Here is a 19,554-nt window from a genome sequence, read left to right as displayed (position 1 = left end):
CGAGCAGTAAGTTCAAAGACTAATGCGCCACTTCCTGTGGCAACGTCTTTATGACCCACTCCTGTGGGCCTAAAAATGGGGCACAAATATGCCAAGGCATATTTGATTTAGAGGAGAGACATACATTGTGATAATAGCGGAGACTGAGCCCGTTTTAATAAAAATGGTACGAGAAAAAAACATTGGGGCCATTATCAATTGGTTTGATCAACGGAAAGAGAGTTTATATAAACTTGCATGGGCATATTTGAAAAATACTGAAGAAATCCAAGATGTTTTTTTCGAAGTCATGCTGACTGTTCAAGCTGACATTGGAAGACAAAAAAAGATTGCTAACTTTGAAAAATGGGTAATTTCTCTTTTCATACAGGAATGTAAAAACAAAAGAGTTCAAGAAGATTTAGATGATGCTCTCATTTTATCCTATGGATTAGGATTTTCGCAGCAAGAGGTTGCCGAAATTCTTGAAATCACAGTTGAAATAGTAAAATCACGTTTGCATAAAGGAATTCAGAGTTTAAGTGGAGTTAATGAAGGTCACTACCTGGAAACATTTATTGATTATTTAAATCGAACATTAAATCGACAAGAAAAAATTGAACTTGAAATACATTTACATACATGTAGAAGCTGCCAAAATAGTCTAGCAGCCTTTCAGAATACGATATACTCTCTCATCGATGATACCGAAGCAACCGAAGTTCCGGAAGCGTTTTTGAATGAAGTAATCACAAAATTAAAGAAAATAGAGGAGGAAAAAAGAAAAAAGAAGAAGAAACGAACTACCATTGGTGTTGGAGTCGCTACTTCACTCTTTTTACTACTATTAATAGGATATGTCACAAATGGCTTTAATTATTTATATTATTCCTGGCTAGATTGGCAAGACAAAGAGGATGAGCAGTTACTCGCGTTTTTAAAAAGTGGCATTGGAGAACCGCTTAATCTTGTTCAAGAATCCAATGGAATAAAAATAACGATAAAAAGTGCGATTGCTGATGAATTTCAAACCTTGATTTATTATGAGGTTGAGAATCTTGAAGAAGTAGAGCAATATGGTATTAATTTTTGGGAAGGTATTTCATTTGAGGATGAAATTAAAACCTTCGAACAACAAGCCTTCCCAATCAACCAACTACCAGTCCAGCCTTTAGAAGGTCATGGTTCTGTTTTTAAAGGGACACTTGGTTTATCCCCAGTTCAATCAGAAGTCCAAACATTAAAGCTAAACATTTCAAGACTTCAAAAAATTGGGGAGGACCCAGAAAAACCATTATGGATGGATTACAATAGTGATTCTAATTTAATTTCAGGGGAATGGAACTTCGAAATTCCAGTTAAAAAGCAAGTCTCTATTGAGCATCCTGTGAGCGGAAAGATTACAGTGGATGGAGTGCCAATAGTGTTTGAGAAGGTAATTTTGGCTCCTACTTTAACAGCCCTTCAATATCATTTTGAGCCGAATACGAATGATAAATATATTAATGAACTAATTTTTGAAGGAATTGAAACAAACGATAAAACAGCAAAACCAGCTTCATTTGGATATTATTATCCAGTACCTAGCAGTACAGGAGAGTTTGACATGTTTAACTCCTTTTTTGATTCTTTATATTTTGATGATCCAAAAGAGATTCTTGTTCGTTTAAATTCTATGTCATCTTATCAAAATGATTTTTACAATGTAGGTATTGATATGAACCAACCGCTACCACAAACTTTTGAATATCTGGGTAGTGAAATTTCAATTGATAATGTTGAGTTAGGCAAACCTACGCGAATCGAACTGTCAGCTGAAATGAGTGAAGGACGAAAATTTGAATCTATCCAGTTTGATATCCTCGGTCAAAATGAATCTTCAGCTTTTTCAATGGGGGCTATGGATATTGAAGGTGTAATGGTTGAACGCAATGGAAAAATATATAATCGGGAAGAATATGATTATTTCGCGAATCTAACTAAAGTTGAGAAACCACGCCATTACATCACGAAAATAGTAATCGAGGTTCATAATGAAGTTTCGGATGAAGAAATTATTCCTGAATGGCTCCAAATAACCGGGTACCAAAGCACAACTTATTTGGATGAAGTAATTAACTTAGAATTAAAATAAAAAAGCCCAGGCAGCCCCCTGAGCTTTTTACATCTTGTCTTTTCGAAATTGCAGGTATTCCTTTTTAGCAGAAGGATTCTCTTCAAAAAAGTCAATTAAGGTCGATAAGCAAAGAGAGGTTTCCTTACTGATATAATGCTCAAGTTTTTCTACTTCTTCATAAATATTTTTATCTTGCACACCAATCATTTTTAAAAAGTCTTCTAGCATTTCATGCTTTTCAACTAGTTTTTTTGCGACAGTTGTACCTTTGTCGGTGAGCACAAAGCCTCTATATTTTTCGTATATTCCAAAGCCTTCTTCGTCCAATTTTTGCATCATCTTTGTGACGGAAGAAGGGAGGACATTTAAAGAAGAAGCAATATCTACGCTTCGAGCGTAGCCTTTTTGCTGAATAGATAAATAAATTTTTTCTAAATAATCTTCCATACTCGGTGTCGGAATCGTCATTACCGCCTTTCAATCAATTACGCCATGGCATATTTGCGCCCAGATTTTTTTAGGCCAACACGATGTGGGTCACAAAGACGTTGCCACAGGAAGTGGCATTCTTAGTCTTTGATCATATTCTTGGTAAATTCCTTTGAAAAATCTGAGGCAACCGCCAGAGGCTAGAAGTTTATTCTGGAGACACTCTTTTAGAATAAGCTTTAACATCATAATTTTATTATATAATGAAACGCGGTTAATTTTCTATTAAATCCTCCAAATGTAGTCGGATATCCTCTATCCGATACCCAATGGACGTATTTAAATCAAGAATATCCAGTGAAACAACAGCATTTTCAGGGAAAATGATATCTGAAAAAGTGATTAGACCACTTTGGTCCTCGGTAATTTCATATAATTCATAGTCTCCGAGATTTAACCGATAAGCAATATCCTTCTTTTTCTCCACTGAAAAAGTCAGACTTTCGTCAGTAATAGTTGTAAGTTCAGGTGTTTTCAGTTTCCGGTTACTATCAATTTTTATTCCTGTTTCTCGCTCAATAAATTGTTGTAGTTCTTCATTCCCTAGCACATTATCAAGTTTCTGGTTTTCATGCTGTGTCCGCTTATAGAAAGCTTCGTTTGTATAGACATCGTCTCGCTCTGATTTATCAACTGCCCCGTATAACACCACATAATCATCCGCAAAAATTTCCTGTGGATGCCATTCATGTGCAGAAATGGAGTAATTTAAAAACGAATTCCAGTTAATAGGCATATGATCTAGCCCTCTTAGCTTCGCCCATTTAGAAAAGGGAAAATGGTGGGATGGAAAATAATAATAGGTAAAATGATGTCCATATTCATGTGACAATGTGTCGCGATATTCTCTTGCAGTAGAATGTTCGTTTCCCTTATAAAGGGTAATGCTACTAATGAAAGGATGATAGATTCCAGTAATCATATTATTTGAAGGTGATGAACCAGCCATAACTCGAACTTCCTGCAATAGATTAATTTCCTCACCGTGTTTATTTTTTATTAATTCTCTATATAAATCTTCTAATTGTGGCTTATTCCAGTTTTCGGAGTAACTTAAGAAAAGAATCCCCTCTGGAGATTCATATTTCGAATAGTAAGAAGGATCATACGTAGTTGGATCTAAGCTTAATAAAATCGGAAGATTACATAACAATAATAGAAACACAATTATCTTTTTTCCCATGTGTGTTCTCACTCCCATAGGTCATTTTATCATTCTTAGAAGCAATGAATCTCTGTTTTATTTTGCCAAATTTGTTTCGTCGATTATAATGGGAAAGGAAGAATTAAACTACTATCATAGGTTGGTGAGGAAAATGACTCGTGTGGTAATTGTAACTGGAGCAGCAAATGGAATTGGAAAGGGTATTGCAAAAGCTTATGCAGAAATGGGGGCAAAAGTAGTATTGGCAGATATGGATGCTGAAGCTGGAATTGAGCTTTCTAGAAAACTTAACGAACAAGGTGCGGAAGCCATTTTTATGAAAACAGATGTAAGAAACGAACAGGATATCCTCCATTTGGTAAACCAAACCTATCAAACTTATGGTAAAATTGATATTTTAATAAACAACGCAGGTAAAAATCTATTTAAATCACCATTCGATGTAACCATTGACGAATGGGATGATGTCATAAATACAAATTTGCGTAGTGTCTTCTTGTGTTCGAGAGAGACTGCCAAATATATGAAGAAATCTGGCGGCTCAATTATCAATATTGCCTCAACAAGGGCGATCATGTCTGAACCCCATTCAGAAGGCTATGCTGCAACAAAGGGCGGAATCGTTGCGATTACTCATGCTCTTGCAGCATCATTAGCGGAATATCAGATTACAGTAAATGCGATTTCACCAGGCTGGATTGAAACTAGTAACTATGAGGAGCTTCGTGAAGTCGATCACTGGCAGCATTTTTCAAAACGAGTCGGAAAACCAGATGATATTGCAAATGCTTGTCTGTACTTGACGGATCCGAAAAATAATTTTGTTACTGGAATTAATCTTGTTGTTGACGGCGGCATGACTAGAAAAATGATATATGAGGAGTAACATAGAGAGGAAGCTTTAAGATTATGAAACTTGTATCTTGGAATGTAAATGGATTAAGGGCATGTGTCAAAAAAGGATTTTTAGATTATTTTCATGAAATCGATGCTGATATCTTTTGTGTGCAGGAAACAAAGCTCCAGGAGGGTCAAATTGAACTAGACCTAAAGGGCTATCATCAATATTGGAACTATGCGCTTAAGAAGGGCTATTCGGGAACGGCTGTTTTTACAAAACATAAACCTCTTTCAGTTTCTTATGGTGTAGGTGATGAGAATGAAGAAGCTGAAGGACGTATTCTTACATTAGAATTTGATGGGTTTTATTTAATCAATGTTTACACACCGAATTCACAAAGAGATCTTGCACGGCTCGACTTCCGACTTGATTGGGAAGACCGGATGCGTGATTATCTTATTCGTTTAAATGAGAAAAAACCAATTATCCTTTGCGGTGATTTGAATGTCGCTCATACTGACCTTGATTTAAAAAATGCAAAATCCAATCGAGGAAATTCTGGTTTCACCGATGAAGAACGTGGGAAGATGACTGATTTACTCAGCTCTGGTTTCGTTGATTCCTTCAGACATTTTTATTCTGACGTGACCGATCAATATACATGGTGGAGCTATATGCGAAATGTGCGTGAAAAGAATATTGGATGGAGAATTGATTATTTTATTGTTTCCGAACAAATGAAAGAACGCTTAAAAGATTCTCAAATCCACTCGCACGTAATGGGCAGCGACCATTGCCCAGTCGTTTTGGAATTACACGAATAGAAAATTTTATAGGAATACTTTAAAGTAGGACAAACATAGATTACAATAAGAATGCTATCGAAATAGTAATAATAGCTTCTTATTTGGAGGTAAACATGCAAAACTGGATAACAGACTTTATGGACCAATTTGGGTATTTTGGAATTTTTCTCTTAATTGCATTAGAAAATATATTCCCTCCCATACCATCTGAGGTCATTTTAACTGCAGGTGGTTTTATGACTATTAAAACAAATTTAACTGTGACAGGCGTCATCATCGCTGCAACAATGGGTTCAGTTGTAGGAGCGATTATTCTATATGCAATTGGCCGCATACTTGATGTAGAGCGATTGGAGAAAATTGTTGACCGTTTTGGGCGCATTTTAAGAATCACAAAAGAGGATATTCATAAAGCAGATGCTTGGTTTGATAAATATGGATATTGGACTGTATTTTTCTGCCGCATGATTCCTTTAATTAGAAGCTTGATCTCCATTCCAGCCGGGATGTCCAATATGAATTTTTGGATGTTCATTTTATTTACAACTCTCGGTACATTAATCTGGAATGTGATTCTTGTAATGCTAGGAGCTGCTTTTGGTGAATCTTGGGATACAATTGTTCATTACATGGACATATACTCCAATATTACGTATGCATTAATTGCATTAGCGGGAATTGGATTTCTTGTTGTATTTTTTACCAAAAGAAGATCAAAAACGAGATAATGAGAGAGGCGCAAGGTGCCCGGATTGAGGATCATCGATTAACTACCGCCACGTCCTGTGGCAAACGTCGATATCAGCACTTCCTCGAAAATGCTATGCATTTTCTTCGTGCGAGGATCATGCTGTTGAAGCTTTCCTTGTCCTGTGCAAGTCAAGCATAAGACGACTGCTGACAGAAGGTGCCATTTACCTTCCGAAGTTATTGGCTTAGACCAGGCACCTGGAGCTAGACATCTTTAAAAAAGGAGTATATTATATCTGATGGAAATTATTGAAATTATAAAAGCGATTATTTTAGGGTTGGTTGAGGGTTTAACAGAATTTGCGCCAGTTTCCTCTACAGGTCATATGATTATTGTTGACGATATGTGGCTAAAAACAGAGGAGTTTCTTGGAAAGTATCCGGCAAATACATTTAAGGTTGTTATCCAACTTGGCTCTATTTTAGCCGTTGTTGTTGTCTTTAAAGACCGGTTTATCGACTTATTAGGACTTAATCGAAAAAATAAAATTGTTCCAGTTGGGGCAAAGCATTTACGTTTGACTCACATTATTGTTGGATTAATTCCAGCTGGTGTTTTGGGTGTGTTATTTGAAGACACAATTGATAATTATTTATTTGATACGAAGTACGTATTGATCGGTTTAGTAGTTGGTGCATTTTTAATGATTGCTGCTGACCGTTATAGTGCTAAACACCCGAATACACAAACAGTGGATGAAATTACGTACAAACAAGCATTAACTGTAGGGCTGATTCAATGTTTTTCACTATGGCCAGGATTTTCACGTTCAGGATCAACCATTTCAGGTGGTGTACTTGTGGGATTAAGCCATAGAGCAGCAGCAGATTTTACATTTATCATGGCCGTACCGATTATGGCAGGAGCAAGTGGAATCTCACTACTAAAAAACCTTGAGTATTTTGATATGAACGCACTTCCTATATTTATTGCGGGATTCATTAGTGCATTTGTATTTGCATTAATCTCAATTCGATTCTTCTTACGCTTAATTGATAAAATCAAGCTATTACCTTTTGCGATTTACCGCATCGTGCTAGCAGCCGTTATTGCTCTCTTTTACTATGGAATTTTATAAATGTGCAAAAGCATCTCTTCTGGGATGCTTTTTTTGTTGGCTTAAATTAGATTCGCTCTTCATATTACGCTCAATTTTGTATAAAATATGGTAATAGTTCCAAACTTGTACAAAAGTACTAGAAGAGGGGGAGACCAATTATTCGATCTCGAAAATATTTACTAGCAGCGATTCTATTGTTTGTAATTACATTCATGCCATCCATCCACCCACAACATGAAAAAGCAAATGCAAATTCGAACCAAAATCAAGTGTTTGCGCAACTAAATCAGCTCGTCATGAATGAACCGAACTTAAAAGGAGCAATTGCCGGAATAAGCGTTAGGTCAGCAAAAAGCGGGGAAATCCTGTATCAACACGCTGGAGATGTCAGGCTTAGACCTGCCTCCAATTTAAAGCTTATAACGGCTGCAACAGCTTTATCAGCCCTGGGTGAAAATTTTCAGTTTTCAACGGAAATACTTACTGATGGAAAACTTGATGGAAATAAACTAACAGGAAATCTTTATCTGAAGGGAAAAGGAGATCCCACTTTGCTTCAGGAAGATTTGGATGTACTCGCAAAAAAAATAAAGCAGTCGGGAGTCGAGGTGATTTTTGGAAATGTAATTGCTGATGATACCTGGTATGACGAAGAGCGCTATTCAATTGATTTAACATGGAGCGATGAAACTTATTATTATGGTTCGGCTGTTTCAGGATTAACACTTTCCCCGAATAAGGATTATGATTCCAGCACATTAATTGTGGAAGTATCACCAGGAAAGAAAGCGGGGGAAAAAGCTGAAATTTCTCTGCAACCAACCAGCAATTACGTAAAAGTCATCAATAATGCTAAAACAGTTCGAAAAGAAGAAAAAAAGGACATAGAAATCATTCGTGAGCATGGTGAGAATGTCATAACGATTGAAGGAACAATCCCGGTTAATGCGATACCTATTCAAGAATGGATGACTGTTTGGGAGCCTACTGGCTATGCGCTGGATGTATTTAAGCAATCATTAGCTAAACAAGGGATCCATGTAACCGGAACGGAAGGGATAGCTAAAACACCTGATAACGCTACATTACTTACAACTGATACATCCATTCCACTTAATGAACTCCTAGTTTCGTTTATGAAGCTAAGCAACAACGGGCATGGTGAAACATTAGTAAAGGAGATGGGACGTGTCCGTTATGGAGATGGTAGCTGGGAAAAAGGGATTAATGTCGTTAAAGAAGAGCTTCGAAAAATCGGTGTGGACCCAAGTAGTATGGTGATTAGGGATGGCTCAGGAATTTCACACGTGAACCTGGTATCTGCTAACGACATCTCAAAGCTTCTCTATTCCGCTCAAAACCAAACTTGGTTTCCGACGTTTTTACACTCGTTACCGGTTGCAGGAAACAGTGAACGGCTTATTGGTGGGTCATTACGATATCGTTTGAAAAATCCAGAAATGGCTGGGAAGATTCAGGCGAAAACAGGAACGATTACAACTGTGAGTTCATTATCGGGATATATAAAAACAAGGAGTGGGGAAGACCTAATCTATTCTATCCTATTAAATAATCTAATGAATGACGCTCATGGAAAACCAATCGAAGATAAAATCGTTACATTATTATATCAATATTAAAAAGCAGGCACTATGGCCTGCTTTTTGCTTTGTATTATTCAGCTTTTCCAGCTTCGATTTCAAGTGAAATTTTCACTTGATCTCCAACGAGAACGCCACCAGTTTCAAGTGCTGCATTCCATACTAAGCCATAGTCACTACGATTTAGGCTACCTGTTGCACTGAAGCCAGCTTTTTCATTTCCCCAAGGATCTTTACCTGCACCTTCAAATACAACTTTGAAGGTTTCTGTTTTTGTCGTACCACGAATTGTTAAATCACCAGTTAAATCGTATTCACCATCATCTGTTTTTACGATAGAAGTTGATTTGAAAGTCATTGTTGGATGGTTTTCGACATCAAAGAAATCACCAGAACGAAGGTGGTTGTCACGATCTGCATTCTTTGTGTTAATACTTGTAAGGTCTACTTTGAATTCAATATTAGCAGTTGTTAAGTCCGCTGGATCTGCTTCAATTGTTGCTTCAAAATTTTCAAAAGAACCTTTTACTTTTGCAATCATCATGTGTTTTACTGAAAAATCAATACTACTGTGTGATGCATCTACTGCCCATTTTGTATTTGCCATTTTAATTCCCCCATAAAATTATTTTAATATCGTATATCTTAAATTCAAGATATCGTATCTTAAGATAAATTATAGAGCCGATTCCTGTTAATGTCAACATAAAAAGAAGAATTTTTAAGCATGAATTTCGCATGATTTTATATCTCATAGTAAAATAAGCATAATGGATAGAATAGAAGGGGAATTTAATAAAATAATGTTCGTTTCTTTTGATCATTGGAGGTATTCAACATGGTAGTTGAGATTTTAATCCTTGTCGTTTTGATTTTACTGAATTCATTTTTTGCAGCTTCTGAAATGGCAATGGTTTCATTAAATGATAATAAAGTAAAAATAATGGCCGACAGTGGAGATAAAAAAGCAATTTTATTACATAGGCTTCTATCGAATCCCAGTAGATTTTTAGCCACAATTCAAATTGGAATCACTTTAGCTGGTTTTCTAGCCAGTGCCTTTGCAGCTGGAAGCTTTGCTACTTACTTAACAAACTGGCTTATTGAAATAGGTGTCCCAGTTGCACCGGGTATTATTGATTCCATCTCAGTGATTATCATTACGCTTATTTTATCCTATTTCACATTAGTAATAGGGGAACTAGTACCGAAAAGGCTAGCATTACAAAAAGCAGAAGAAATCTCATTAATTGCCGCAAGGCCGTTAACTATTCTTTCAAAAGTAACATCACCTTTTGTTAAGCTACTAACATTATCAACGAACGGACTTGTGCGTTTGTTTGGCGTCGACCCTAATGCCGATGATGAAAATGTAACAGAAGAAGAAATTCGAATGATGGTTGATGTAGGTAAAGAAAGAGGCACCATACAAGAATCAGAAAAATTTATGATTAATAATATTTTTGAATTTGATAATAAAACTGTATCAGACATTATGACCCATCGAACTAATATTATTGCAATCCCACTTGACTACACATTAAAAGAAATTATTCATCTCGTAAAAGTAGAAAAATACACACGCTTTCCGGTTTATAATGAAAGTATTGACCAGATTGTTGGCATCTTACATTCAAAAGAATTAATTAAATTCGTTGATGATTGTAGTGATACTTCTTTTAACTTAAAAGACCTACTAAGAGATCCTTATTTTGTTTTAGAATCAAAGCATACAAATGAATTGTTTAAGGAAATGCAAAAAAACAATATCCATATGGCTATTGTTATTGATGAATATGGTGGAACGGATGGAATTGTCACAATTGAGGATTTGATCGAAGAAATCGTCGGGAATATTTTTGACGAATACGATGAGTACACAATCGAGGACGAGGATTACATCCAGCTTGATGAAAATACTTACTCCATGGCTGGAACGATTAATTTATATGAAGTAGAAGTTCTTTTGAAAATCGACTTTCCAACGGATGAATATGATACATTAAGTGGGTTTGTGATTGGTCAACTTGGATATATACCTTCTGGAGATATTCATCCCGAAATTGACTACAAAAATCATACATTTAAAGTAATAGAAATGGATGAAAAACGAATTATGAGAATAAAGGTGATTAAACATTCACCACCAGTAGAAAATGAAGATGAAAAAGATTGACACTGATTATAAAGGAAAAGGGTGTTCCAAGAGATTAACTGGAACACCCTTTTTTAAATGACCCCCAAACTATCCAAGAAGACAATTACAATCACTACTGGCACTACATACCGAATTAAAAAAAACCATGCCTTTAATAGAGAAATGGGAAAGCTACTGCCCATTTGCATTTCCTTATAAAGAGTTGTCCGTGGAAATTTAAACGAAACAAATAGGGAAATAAAGAAAGCCCCAACCGGTAAAAGAATATTACTCACAAGGTAATCAGCTAGGTCAAAAATCGATTTTTCTAATAAATGAATATCACTTAATACCCCAAAAGAAAGTGCTGATGGTACTCCCACGATAAAGATAACCAAGCCCGAAAGCCAGGTGTATAACTTACGCTTCTGTACATCACCTTTTGTTAAAATTGCCACTATTAATTCTAGCATCGAAAATGCTGAGGTTAGAGTAGCAAATAAAAATAACACAAGAAAGGCAACTAAAAACACCATTCCAAATGGCATATTGCTAAATACTGTCGGTAATACATTAAATAAGAGGACAGGTCCCACGTCCGGCTCTAAACCAAATGCAAAAACAGCCGGAAAAATGGCCAAACCCGCCAAAAGAGTAACAAGAATATTTAAGAACACAATTGAAAACGCTGACTGAACTAGGTTTTCCTTTTTCGAGAGATAGGAGCTATAGGTTAACATTGTACAAGCACCAACACTAAGTGCGAAAAAGGATTGACCTAAGGCAAACAAAATTGTGTCAGAGGTTAAAGATGAAAAGGCTGGCTTTAGAATAAACAAGATTCCCTCAAGTGAGTTCTCAAGTGTAACCGAGCGAATGATAATTACTATAAAAATGATGAAAAGGGCAGGCATCATCCATTTATTTGCTTTTTCAATCCCTGCTTGGACTCCTTTTGCAACTACAATAACAGTAATTAAGATAAATACGAGTTGTGCTATCACAACAAGAAATGGGTTTGCAATCGTTTCCCCGAAATACGCAGCATACTCATGTTTAGTCAATCCATTCAATTTTCCAATAGTTCCGCTTACCAAATAAATTAAAATCCAGCCGCCCACGACACTATAAAAAGAGAGTAAGATTGCATTTGTAAAAAAACCTAGACGCCCAATGATGTGCCAACTTGTATTGGGAGCTAACTCTTTAAAAGAGTTTATTGCGTTTTTTTGTGTCGTTCTACCTATTACAAATTCAGCTAATAAAAGTGGCAAACCAATTAACAGTGTGAAAAAAAGAAAAATGATAAAAAAAATGCCGCCACCACTTGTCCCTGCCACATAAGGGAATTTCCAAATTGCCCCTAATCCGATAGCAGATCCTGCTGCCGCTAAAATAAAGCTAATTTTAGAAGACCATTGTTCAGATTGCTTCAATCAAATACCTCCATTACAAACTTCATATTGTTTTATTCTTTGTTAACTGAAATAAATTAAAACGTATTATCACAGGAAAACAAAAAATCTTATTTTACTTTATGAAAAAAATATTACTTGAAATTGTAAAATGTTCAGAAAATAATTGACGCAAAGCGCCTAGGATGGTAATATTACGATTAAACAATGGCACGCGTTAACGCTTTTTCGCTTTCGTGCATTAAAGTTAAACGTGTGGAAATTATTATTTTAGTAAAGTAATAAAATACTAGAATAAGCAAAAAGAGTAAAGGATATTAAGGGGGATTATCATGAAGGGTTCAAGTAAAATTGTAGGAGTGGTATTAGCTGGTTTCCTAGCTTTAGCTGGTTGTGGTACGTCAGATAACACTTCAGGTGATGCTGGTAAAAGCAGCGAAAAGGAGCAAGTGGTAGTTGGTATTACACAATATGCGCCACATACTTCATTAGATGCTGCGACAGAAGGCTTTAAAAAGGCATTAGAAGATCAAGGCTTTAAAGAAGGCGAAAATTTAAAGATTTTCTTAGAAAATGCGCAAGGTGAACAAAGCAACACAGCAACAATTGCACAAAAACTGGTTGGTGACAAAGTTGACTTAATCTTTGCGAACGCAACACCTAGTGCAATGGCTGCACTCAATGCAACAAGTGAAATTCCAATCATTTTCACATCTGTAACAGACCCAGTTGGTGCTAAACTAGTTGAAGCATTTGATAAACCAGGTGCTAATATTACAGGTACAACTGATAACCACCCAGATGCTACAAAAACAACAATCAACTTTATTACGCAAGAAATGGGAGCGAAAAAGATAGGTGTAATCTACAATTCTGGTGAACAAAACTCAGTTGTTCAGGTTGAGCAAGTAAAAGAATTTGCTGAACAAGATGGTGCAGAGTTAGTTGAAGTTTCAGTTTCTACAACTGCTGAAGTAAAGCAAGCAGCGGAAAGCTTAGTTGGTCGAGTAGATGCAATCTATATTCCAACGGATAACACTGCAGTTCAAGCATTAGATTCAATCATTGCGGTTGCAAATGAAAAGGATATTCCTTTATTCGTCGGCGAACTCGACTCAATGAAAGCTGGTGGATTTGCTGCAAGTGGATTTGAATACTATGATATTGGATACCAATCAGGGCTTATGGCTGCAGCAATTTTAAAAGGTGAGAAGAAAGCTTCTGAAATTCCAGTTGAACTTCCAAATAGCCTACAGCTTGTTATAAACAAAAAAGCAGCGGAAGAACAAGGAATCGAAATTAAACCTGAATGGGAGAAAATTGCTAACATCTACGAAGGGGAATAAAAGAAAGGATGATTCAACATGTTTACAGCGTTATTTGGGGCATTTGAATCAGGAATCATCTATGCAATCATGGCAATTGGTGTGTACCTGTCCTTCCGTATACTAGATTTTCCGGACTTGACGGTTGACGGCAGCTTCGTTACAGGAGCTGCTGTTTCCGCCATTTTGATTACAAATGGGGTAAATCCTTTTATCGCAACGCTTCTAGCACTTGTTGCCGGATTTATTGCAGGCAGTATCACAGGATTACTACACACGGTTGGTAAAATTAATGCATTACTATCTGGTATTTTGATGATGATCGCCCTCTATTCAATCAATCTACGTATTATGGGAAAATCTAATGTTTCATTATTAAATATTGATACAACATTTACAAACGTATCTGGTGTATCTGCTTCATCAGGAATAGATTCCTTTTTCAATTCTTTTGTTTCGGCAATTGGCTTAGGTGGTAGCCTGCCTAAAACATGGGGCATCCTGCTTTTTATGATTGTTGTTACGTTTGTAATTAAATTATTAATCGATCTTTTCCTAAGAACAGAAATTGGTCTTGCAGTTCGAGCAACTGGTGACAATAAAAAAATGATTTCCAGTTTTTCAGCTAACACAAACCTTATGACAATCCTTGGATTAGGTATATCAAATGCACTTGTAGCATTTTCAGGATCTCTTATTGCTCAACAAGGTGGATTTGCCGATGTTGGTATGGGGATTGGGATGATTGTGATTGGCTTAGCTTCTGTTATTATCGGTGAAGCGATATTTGGTGCCAAAACGATTGCTAGAGCAACAATTGCCGTTATTGGTGGAGCAATCATTTATCGGATTGTCGTTTCACTTGCATTACGTGTTGAGTTCCTACAACCCGGAGATATGAAATTAATTACAGCAATCATCGTGATAATTGCGCTAGTCCTTCCTAAAATTCTTGAAGGAACAAAAGAGAAAAATAGACGAGCAAAACGACAAAAACAACTTGTTCAAATGAACGGCGTACCTTCAGAAAGAAAGGGTGAGGCGAGTGCTACACTTAAATCAAATTCATAAAATCTTCAATGAAGGTACTCCAGATGAAAAAATTGCCCTTGATTGGACAAATTTGCAATTAAACGAAGGCGATTTTGTTACAGTAATCGGTAGTAATGGTGCCGGTAAATCGACGTTAATGAATGTGATCTCAGGTGTGTTGATTCCAGATGCAGGTTCGGTTGAAATTACAGGGAAGGATGTTACATTTTTACCTGAACATAAACGAGCTAAACTTATTGGACGTGTATTCCAGGATCCAATGGCTGGAACTGCACCGAATATGACGATTGAAGAGAATCTTGCAATGGCATATTCCCGTAATAAAACGCGTAGTTTACGTAAAGGAGTAACAAAAAGACGAAAGGACTACTTTAGAGAAGTTTTAGAATCCCTTAACCTAGGATTAGAAAATCGGCTATCTGCTAAAGTAGGCTTGTTATCAGGGGGAGAACGGCAAGCATTGTCACTTCTTATGGCTACCTTTACTGAACCATCAATTTTGTTACTTGATGAACATACGGCAGCACTTGATCCAGCTCGTGCAGAATTGATTACAAATTTAACAAAAGATATCGTAAAAAAATACAATCTTACAACTTTAATGGTCACTCACAATATGCAACAGGCTCTTGATTTAGGAAACCGGCTAATCATGATGGATAAGGGACAAATTATTTTAGAGGTTGATGAACAGGAAAAAGCGAATTTGACTGTTGATCAATTGCTAAATGAGTTCCAACGAATCAGAGGCGCAAAAATGACTAATGACCGTGCATTACTTTCATAAAGTGAAACTTCAATCAGTGGGGGTCTGCATCCCCACTGATTGTTAGTTGAACCAATCGGGCTTTTAGGGCAGTCATCCCCACTAAACTACATTGTATACACTAATGTTTTAATGTGGGGTATTACTGCCCGTTCATTCGTGATAAATGAAAAAACGGCCGCTTTAACACGAAGCGGTCGTTTTTCATGCGATTGATTGATTATCAACAAGCAATTGTTTTTCTCTTTCTATGTCCATGGCAGATACAATATAGGCAAATCCATTCAAGACAAAAATGACAACATTCGATTGTACTCGTTCAGATTCCCCTAAATACGTATTCATAAAGATAATACCTGAGTATACTATCACAAAAAATAAGGCGATTTTATTCATTATTACCATTTGTCCACAACTCCTTTTTGATTGTTTGGCTCCATGCGCCAGCAGCTCTCTGGTCTAAGCCAATCGCTTCGGAAGGTATATAGCACCTTTTGTCATCGCTCGTTTAATGCTTGTTGCCGATAAGCGGAAGCATTAAGCTTTTTTTATTGGGATGTATTATTATTTTATTTAAACAAAGGATGTCCTATGAGTTAAATAGTGTACGAATCTTAATTTGGGCGCAAAACAGGAAAATTTTTCACTCTTATGGAAAGAATGTGTATAATAGTTACGGAGTTAATCGTATTGGAAGGGTGGCAATGTAACAATGAATATTACCGGATATTCGGTTGAAAAACTAAAGGATCCAACAGGAATTTTAGAGGGTGACCGCTACGAGTTCTTTTTGGATATCGAGGTTCCAGAGGATGATGAATTATATTCTGAAAATGGAATTGAACTAAAAGTAATTTATGCGGTTGATAGTAAGGGTGCGCGAATTGCCCAATATTATTTTTATGAAAAAAATAATAAAAAAGTGCTTGATTTTGAACTTGAGGAAAATGAAGAAATCGCCGTTAATGAATTTTGCAAAACACATTTAGATGAAGAAAATGAATAAATAGGTCCAAAATTCTTTATCCTTAAGGGATGTTTGTGTAAAATGAGAGAGTACATCATACATATTAAGCAATAAGGAGTCATGCAAAATGGAAAAAGTACTTGTTTTTGGTCATAAGAACCCAGATACTGATACAATTTGTTCAGCAATTGCATATGCAGAACTTAAAAAGAAGCTTGGGGTTGATGCTGAACCAGTTCGCTTAGGTGAAATAAACAGTGAAACACAATATGCCCTGGATTATTTTAAAGCGGAAGCACCACGTTTAGTGGATAATGTAGCAAATGAAGTCGGGTCCGTTATTTTAGTTGACCACAATGAACGTCAACAAAGTGCAGACGGGCTTGAAAATGTTAAAATCAAAGAAGTAATCGACCATCACCGTGTTGCAAACTTTGAAACGAGTGATCCATTGTATTTCCGTGTAGAGCCTGTTGGATGTACAGCAACAATTCTTAACAAGCTTTATAAAGAAAACAATGTTGAAATCACAAAAGAAACTGCTGGTTTAATGCTTTCAGCAATCATCTCTGATTCACTATTATTCAAATCGCCAACTTGTACTGAGGAAGATGTTCAATCTGCTCGTGAATTGGCTGAAATTGCTGGTGTAGACGCAGATAGCTACGGACTTGAAATGTTAAAAGCTGGTGCAAATGTAAGTGACAAGTCTGCGGTACAATTAGTTTCTTTAGATTCTAAAGAATTCTCAATGAATGGTAACAAAGTTCAAATTGCTCAGGTTAACGTAGTTGACCCACAGGATGTCCTTGCAAGGAAAAGTGAACTTGAAGAAGTAATGAATCAACAAATCAATGATAACGGACTTGATTTATTCTTACTTGTCATTACAGACATTTTAAACAATGACTCTGTCGGCTTTGCAGTTGGTGCAAAAACCGAAGCTGTGGAACAAGCATTTAATGTAACACTTGAAAACAAAACAGCGGAATTAAAGGGTGTTGTTTCTCGTAAGAAACAAGTAGTTCCAGTACTAACGGAAGCTTTCAATAGCCTCTAAAATGAAATGCCCTAAAAAGGTCAATCCTTTTTAGGGCTTTATGTTTTAATAATCATCTGCGATTAACTGTCTATCCAAATAGGTTTCAATCATTTCACTAATCTGGTATGAAACCTGGGGCAGGTCATAATTTTCATATACATGCTCACAGGAAGTCTTATAAGCCATTGTTTCATCATAATGGTTCATATGCCTTTCAATGTCCTCAGCACTATCCCCACGTTCCATCTGTCGTTCGTGTACGGTATCACGATCAGCATAGACAAAAATTCGGATCGCTTTATCACCATACATTTGCTTCAAAAGATCGGCACCTTCTGGATTTAGCGTTAAGTAAACTACCTTTTGCTTCTTAAAAATATTTACAATGTCAACTTCACGTATTCCATAAAAATGTCCATCGATTTCGACACTCTCTAAAAATTCATTTTGCTGCATCATTTGCTGAAAGGTTTCTTTACTTACAAAGTGGTAATCTTCTCCGTTGTTTTCAAAAGGGCGGGGGCTTCGAGTTGTGAATGAGGGAACAGTTTGCATATCAAATGCTGTAGCGACCATCTTACCTAATGTCTTTCGACCTGAACCATCTGGACCTGTATAAATGAAAATCCTCTCTTTATCCTTTAATTTGTACATAAGTTTCCTCCTTCTTTAAATAGTTTTATTCGTCTAGTTTAAATATTCTGTTTTTTAAGTATAGCATAAAAAATTCATTTTAGCCTATTTATAATGTTAATTTTTTGTGTATTTTAAATTTTCAATACGATATATGACATTTATCATGTAATTCATATGACACCTATGTCTAGTGTAAATCTTTTTTCTCCTATAACATTAAAAATGTAGACAACTGTTGGCGATTTGTCAGCATATAATTCCTCATTAAATTTTGAAAATCTGATTAAAATATGAAATGAGAATTAAGAAAGGAATGGATTAAATGAACAAATTAGATCAACGAAGCTTACGAAAACAAGTTGCACCATTTGAAAATTCAAATTTTAAAGCAAGTCTGTTTCAGCTTTTCAACACATTAATTCCTTATCTTGGATTATGGGTTCTTGCCTATTATTCATTAAATATTTCCTATATATTGACATTTGTTATTAGTGTTATTGCAGCAGGATTTCTTGTTCGGATGTTTATCATTTTCCATGACTGTTGTCACCATTCATTCTTTAAAAATCGTAAGGCGAATAAAGTCACTGGTACCTTTTTTGGGATTTTAACATTATTTCCTTATAGTAAATGGGGACATGACCATTCTGTCCACCATGCAACAAGTTCAAATCTAGATAAACGCGGTACAGGTGATATCTGGGTAATGACGGTTGAAGAATACATGGAAGCATCTACATGGAAGCGTCTTTGCTACAGAATTTACCGAAATCCTTTTGTGATGTTTATTTTAGGACCTATTTTTGTATTTTTAATTGAAAATCGTTTTAACCGAAAAAAGGCAAGAAAAAATGAACGTCTCAACACATATATAACCAATCTTGGAATTGTTGGCCTGGCGGCAGTTTTATGTTGGGCAATCGGATGGCAGTCATTTTTAATTGTACAAGGAACGATTTTTATGGTTTCTGGGATTGCTGGTGTCTGGTTGTTTTATGTTCAGCATACATTCGAAGATTCGTATTTTGAGGAAGATGAAAATTGGGAATATGTGAAGGCAGCGGTAGAGGGCAGTTCGTTTTATAAGCTTCCAAAACCACTACAATGGTTAACAGGAAATATCGGTTATCATCATGTTCATCACTTAAGCCCACGTGTTCCGAATTACAAGCTTGAAGAGGTGCATAATCAAACAGCTCCACTTCAGCATGTACCGACCATTACTTTAAAAACAAGCTTAAAATCATTAAAATTCCGACTATGGGATGAAGAAGAAAAAGTATTTGTAGGCTATGGTAAAATAAAGGAAATGGTTGCCAATCAAAAGAATATAAAAAAGATCCCCAGCTTAGAAAAATAAGCTGGGTTTTCCTTATATATGATATGATACAAAATAAACACGCAT

19 protein-coding genes are annotated in these 19,554 nt (G+C 36.1%); 13 read left to right on the top strand and 6 right to left on the bottom strand.

From position 1 onward, the window contains the following. Nucleotides 1-127: 127 nt before the first annotated feature. Nucleotides 128-2,113: a DUF4179 domain-containing protein gene (locus V7112_RS06865; RefSeq protein WP_335417061.1), complete on the top strand. Its 1,986-nt coding sequence runs from the start codon at nt 128-130 to the stop codon at nt 2,111-2,113. 27 nt (nt 2,114-2,140) lie between these two features. Here the strand turns inward: V7112_RS06865 and mntR are convergent, their stop codons facing one another. Together mntR and V7112_RS06855 are read right to left on the bottom strand one after the other, a co-directional pair. After that, a complete protein-coding gene (gene mntR / locus V7112_RS06860) occupies nt 2,141-2,563 on the bottom strand; it encodes a transcriptional regulator MntR (RefSeq protein WP_438823869.1) in 423 nt (140 codons plus the stop codon). A gap of 235 nt (nt 2,564-2,798) precedes the next feature. Next, nucleotides 2,799-3,767, bottom strand: a complete 969-nt coding sequence (locus V7112_RS06855) for a hypothetical protein (RefSeq protein ID WP_335417059.1) — start codon at nt 3,765-3,767, stop codon at nt 2,799-2,801. A 133-nt stretch (nt 3,768-3,900) separates the two neighbouring features. Between V7112_RS06855 and V7112_RS06850 the strand changes: the two genes are divergently transcribed. The 5 genes from V7112_RS06850 (at nt 3,901) to dacB (ending at nt 8,847) form a co-directional block, all read left to right on the top strand. After that, nucleotides 3,901-4,635 carry a glucose 1-dehydrogenase gene (locus V7112_RS06850; RefSeq protein ID WP_335417056.1) on the top strand — a complete coding sequence of 245 codons (735 nt, stop codon included), beginning with the start codon at nt 3,901-3,903 and terminating at the stop codon, nt 4,633-4,635. Between the two features lie 23 nt (nt 4,636-4,658). Continuing rightward, complete coding sequence (locus V7112_RS06845; RefSeq protein ID WP_335417054.1) at nt 4,659-5,414, top strand: exodeoxyribonuclease III; 756 nt, start codon at nt 4,659-4,661, stop codon at nt 5,412-5,414. 95 nt (nt 5,415-5,509) lie between these two features. Beyond that, nucleotides 5,510-6,124 (top strand): DedA family protein, encoded by a 615-nt coding sequence (locus V7112_RS06840; protein ID WP_335417052.1) that lies wholly within the window; start codon nt 5,510-5,512, stop codon nt 6,122-6,124. Nucleotides 6,125-6,385: 261 nt separating this feature from the next. Beyond that, on the top strand, nt 6,386-7,225 hold the full coding sequence (locus V7112_RS06835; RefSeq protein WP_335417050.1) for an undecaprenyl-diphosphate phosphatase: 840 nt from the start codon (nt 6,386-6,388) through the stop codon (nt 7,223-7,225). A 194-nt stretch (nt 7,226-7,419) separates the two neighbouring features. Further along, nucleotides 7,420-8,847 carry a D-alanyl-D-alanine carboxypeptidase/D-alanyl-D-alanine endopeptidase gene (gene dacB / locus V7112_RS06830; RefSeq protein ID WP_438823870.1) on the top strand — a complete coding sequence of 476 codons (1,428 nt, stop codon included), beginning with the start codon at nt 7,420-7,422 and terminating at the stop codon, nt 8,845-8,847. A 34-nt stretch (nt 8,848-8,881) separates the two neighbouring features. On the opposite strand, the gene V7112_RS06825 is transcribed toward dacB, so the two are convergent. Then, complete coding sequence (locus V7112_RS06825) at nt 8,882-9,415, bottom strand: YceI family protein (RefSeq protein WP_335417048.1); 534 nt, start codon at nt 9,413-9,415, stop codon at nt 8,882-8,884. A gap of 231 nt (nt 9,416-9,646) precedes the next feature. Between V7112_RS06825 and V7112_RS06820 the strand changes: the two genes are divergently transcribed. Further along, nucleotides 9,647-10,984: a hemolysin family protein gene (locus V7112_RS06820; protein WP_335417046.1), complete on the top strand. Its 1,338-nt coding sequence runs from the start codon at nt 9,647-9,649 to the stop codon at nt 10,982-10,984. Nucleotides 10,985-11,037: 53 nt separating this feature from the next. Here the strand turns inward: V7112_RS06820 and V7112_RS06815 are convergent, their stop codons facing one another. Further along, nucleotides 11,038-12,381: a sodium-dependent transporter gene (locus V7112_RS06815; RefSeq protein ID WP_335417044.1), complete on the bottom strand. Its 1,344-nt coding sequence runs from the start codon at nt 12,379-12,381 to the stop codon at nt 11,038-11,040. A 311-nt stretch (nt 12,382-12,692) separates the two neighbouring features. Here V7112_RS06815 and V7112_RS06810 point away from each other — a divergent pair, with 311 nt between their 5' ends. From V7112_RS06810 to V7112_RS06800, 3 genes are read left to right on the top strand one after another with little or no spacing between them, the layout of a single operon-like run. Beyond that, entirely contained in the window at nt 12,693-13,706 is a 1,014-nt protein-coding gene (locus V7112_RS06810; RefSeq protein ID WP_335417042.1) for an ABC transporter substrate-binding protein, read from the top strand. An 18-nt stretch (nt 13,707-13,724) separates the two neighbouring features. Next, nucleotides 13,725-14,756, top strand: coding sequence for an ABC transporter permease (locus tag V7112_RS06805; protein WP_335417040.1), 1,032 nt, complete (start codon nt 13,725-13,727; stop codon nt 14,754-14,756). After that, a complete protein-coding gene (locus tag V7112_RS06800) occupies nt 14,731-15,525 on the top strand; it encodes an ABC transporter ATP-binding protein (protein ID WP_335417038.1) in 795 nt (264 codons plus the stop codon). Before V7112_RS06805 ends, V7112_RS06800 begins: the two co-directional genes overlap by 26 nt. A gap of 183 nt (nt 15,526-15,708) precedes the next feature. Here V7112_RS06800 and V7112_RS06795 read toward each other — a convergent pair whose 3' ends face one another. Next, a complete protein-coding gene (locus V7112_RS06795) occupies nt 15,709-15,909 on the bottom strand; it encodes a hypothetical protein (protein WP_335417036.1) in 201 nt (66 codons plus the stop codon). Between the two features lie 307 nt (nt 15,910-16,216). Here V7112_RS06795 and V7112_RS06790 point away from each other — a divergent pair, with 307 nt between their 5' ends. After that, complete coding sequence (locus V7112_RS06790) at nt 16,217-16,510, top strand: DUF6509 family protein (RefSeq protein WP_335417034.1); 294 nt, start codon at nt 16,217-16,219, stop codon at nt 16,508-16,510. A gap of 88 nt (nt 16,511-16,598) precedes the next feature. Continuing rightward, the gene (locus V7112_RS06785; RefSeq protein WP_335417032.1) at nt 16,599-17,531 is read left to right on the top strand and encodes a manganese-dependent inorganic pyrophosphatase; all 933 of its coding nucleotides are present in this window, start codon (nt 16,599-16,601) and stop codon (nt 17,529-17,531) included. A 45-nt stretch (nt 17,532-17,576) separates the two neighbouring features. On the opposite strand, the gene V7112_RS06780 is transcribed toward V7112_RS06785, so the two are convergent. Next, complete coding sequence (locus V7112_RS06780; protein WP_335417029.1) at nt 17,577-18,167, bottom strand: guanylate kinase; 591 nt, start codon at nt 18,165-18,167, stop codon at nt 17,577-17,579. 304 nt (nt 18,168-18,471) lie between these two features. On the opposite strand from V7112_RS06780, the gene V7112_RS06775 reads away from it, so the two are divergent. Continuing rightward, nucleotides 18,472-19,509 carry a fatty acid desaturase gene (locus V7112_RS06775; RefSeq protein WP_335417028.1) on the top strand — a complete coding sequence of 346 codons (1,038 nt, stop codon included), beginning with the start codon at nt 18,472-18,474 and terminating at the stop codon, nt 19,507-19,509. The last annotated feature ends 45 nt before the right edge of the window (nt 19,510-19,554 follow it).

Origin of the sequence: Bacillus sp. JJ1566 (assembly GCF_036962685.1) — a bacterium.
GTDB lineage: Bacteria > Bacillota > Bacilli > Bacillales > Bacillaceae_L > Ferdinandcohnia.
Note: the sequence above shows the minus strand (reverse complement) of the source record. Positions and strands in the feature narration are given on the sequence as shown.

Bases quoted from the DNA above. Each gene is read 5' to 3' on its own strand.
- V7112_RS06845 (WP_335417054.1), top strand. From the start codon at position 4,659: ATGAAACTTGTATCTTGGAATGTAAATGGATTAAGGGCATGTGTCAAA.
- V7112_RS06840 (WP_335417052.1), top strand. From the start codon at position 5,510: ATGCAAAACTGGATAACAGACTTTATGGACCAATTTGGGTATTTTGGA.
- V7112_RS06820 (WP_335417046.1), top strand. From the start codon at position 9,647: ATGGTAGTTGAGATTTTAATCCTTGTCGTTTTGATTTTACTGAATTCA.
- V7112_RS06790 (WP_335417034.1), top strand. From the start codon at position 16,217: ATGAATATTACCGGATATTCGGTTGAAAAACTAAAGGATCCAACAGGA.
- V7112_RS06855 (WP_335417059.1), bottom strand. From the start codon at position 3,767: ATGGGAAAAAAGATAATTGTGTTTCTATTATTGTTATGTAATCTTCCG.
- V7112_RS06780 (WP_335417029.1), bottom strand. From the start codon at position 18,167: ATGTACAAATTAAAGGATAAAGAGAGGATTTTCATTTATACAGGTCCA.
- V7112_RS06805 (WP_335417040.1), top strand. From the start codon at position 13,725: ATGTTTACAGCGTTATTTGGGGCATTTGAATCAGGAATCATCTATGCA.
- V7112_RS06795 (WP_335417036.1), bottom strand. From the start codon at position 15,909: ATGGTAATAATGAATAAAATCGCCTTATTTTTTGTGATAGTATACTCA.
- V7112_RS06775 (WP_335417028.1), top strand. From the start codon at position 18,472: ATGAACAAATTAGATCAACGAAGCTTACGAAAACAAGTTGCACCATTT.
- V7112_RS06825 (WP_335417048.1), bottom strand. From the start codon at position 9,415: ATGGCAAATACAAAATGGGCAGTAGATGCATCACACAGTAGTATTGAT.
- V7112_RS06850 (WP_335417056.1), top strand. From the start codon at position 3,901: ATGACTCGTGTGGTAATTGTAACTGGAGCAGCAAATGGAATTGGAAAG.
- V7112_RS06810 (WP_335417042.1), top strand. From the start codon at position 12,693: ATGAAGGGTTCAAGTAAAATTGTAGGAGTGGTATTAGCTGGTTTCCTA.
- dacB (WP_438823870.1), top strand. From the start codon at position 7,420: ATGCCATCCATCCACCCACAACATGAAAAAGCAAATGCAAATTCGAAC.
- V7112_RS06785 (WP_335417032.1), top strand. From the start codon at position 16,599: ATGGAAAAAGTACTTGTTTTTGGTCATAAGAACCCAGATACTGATACA.
- mntR (WP_438823869.1), bottom strand. From the start codon at position 2,563: ATGACGATTCCGACACCGAGTATGGAAGATTATTTAGAAAAAATTTAT.
- V7112_RS06835 (WP_335417050.1), top strand. From the start codon at position 6,386: ATGGAAATTATTGAAATTATAAAAGCGATTATTTTAGGGTTGGTTGAG.